3 protein-coding genes are annotated in these 1,474 nt (G+C 63.8%); all 3 read left to right on the top strand.

The features are described 5' to 3' along the window. The first annotated feature begins 34 nt into the window (after window positions 1-34). Window positions 35-532: a fimbrial protein gene (locus AC6BYQ_RS28150; protein WP_498057890.1), complete on the top strand. Its 498-nt coding sequence runs from the start codon at window positions 35-37 to the stop codon at window positions 530-532. A 10-nt stretch (window positions 533-542) separates the two neighbouring features. Further along, window positions 543-1,034 carry a fimbrial protein gene (locus tag AC6BYQ_RS28155; RefSeq protein ID WP_498057891.1) on the top strand — a complete coding sequence of 164 codons (492 nt, stop codon included), beginning with the start codon at window positions 543-545 and terminating at the stop codon, window positions 1,032-1,034. Between the two features lie 10 nt (window positions 1,035-1,044). Next, window positions 1,045-1,474: fimbrial protein (locus AC6BYQ_RS28160; protein ID WP_498057892.1), on the top strand; the 430-nt coding region annotated here is incomplete at its 3' end.

The following is a 1,474-nucleotide window of genomic DNA, read 5'->3' on the forward strand; positions in this document are numbered from 1 at the left end:
TTTCATCTGAGCTATGACTGAGGCGGGGCTGAACATGGATGGAGCGATAACCGCATGCCGCAGGGCGTGTCTGGGCATGTTGCTGGCGGCGCCACTGCTGGCCGGCGCGGCCACCACGGTCACGGTCAAAGTCACGGTGGTGGCGCCGCCGCCCTGCGTGATTAATGACAACAAGACGATCGAGGTGGACTTTGGGGAGGTGATGACCACCCGGGTGGATGGCAACAATTACCGTATACCGGTGAGTTACTCCCTGTCTTGTTCCGGGCAGAGTAAAAACGCCATGAGGCTGCAGGTGCAGGGGAACGGCGCGGCCTTTGACGCCTCTGTGTTAAAGACTAATAAAACCGGGTTGGGCATTCAGCTGCTGCAGGGTACCGGTGGCAGCGCCCGGTTGGCGGTTAACAGCTGGCTGAACTTCTCCTACCCAAATACGCCGGAATTATGGGCGGTGCCGGTGAAGCAAAGTGGTGTGACCCTGAGCGGTGGGGAGTTTACGGCGGGTGCCACCATGAAGGTGGTCTATCAGTAAGGTAACGAATATGAAGACGACGATGCGCATTCTGTTGCTGATTGGCGGCCTGACGGGGCCAGGTAGCACCGTGCTGGCGGCAGGCGACATGGCGTTCCGTGGCACGCTGCTGATACCGCCGCCGTGCACTATCAACGAGGGCAATCAGATTGATGTGGACTTCGGCGACCGGGTCGGCATCAACAAGGTGGACGGCGAGAACTACCGCCAGGCGGTGAACTATCAGATTGACTGCAGCGAGGCGGGCGACAAGGGCTGGGGGCTGACGCTGAGCCTGAAGGGGACGGCGAGCGGCTTCGACAAGCAGGCGCTGGCGACCAACAAGGGCGATCTGGGGATCCGGATCTACCGGGATGATGAGCCTTTTACGCCGGGCAGCACGCTGAAGATCACGCTGGGCAACGCGCCGCGGCTGGCGGCGGTGCCGGTGAAAAAGGCGGGCGCCACGCTGAGCGAGGGGGCGTTCGAGGCCTGGGCGACGCTGCAGGCCGACTATCAATAAGGAGCGAGGAATGAACAAGGCGATCGGCCGATGGCTGGCGGCGGCCGCGCTGCTGCCGGCGCTGGTGATGGGCGGCAGCGCGGCGGCGGCGAACAACCTGCGCCTGCATGGCGCGCTGGTGGCGGAGCCCTGCGTGATCCCGCCGGGGGAGGAGGAGATCACGCTGGATTTTGGCACCATCATCGACAAGTACCTGTATCTCAATACCCGCACGCCGGGGCAGAAGTTTGAAATTCACCTGGCCGAGTGCGATCTCAGCCTGGGCAAAACGGTGAGGGTCACGCTGCTGGGCAGTGAAAGCGCGGCGCTGCCCGGCCTGCTGGCCCCCGCCGGCGGCAGCCTGGCCAGGGGGATAGCCATCGGGCTGGAAACGCCGGCGGGCAAGGCGCTGCCGCTCAATCAGGCCGGTGATAAGCAGGGCCTGCAGGCCGGCGGCAATA

It is taken from the genome of Serratia sp. LTN-2 (assembly GCF_059740205.1).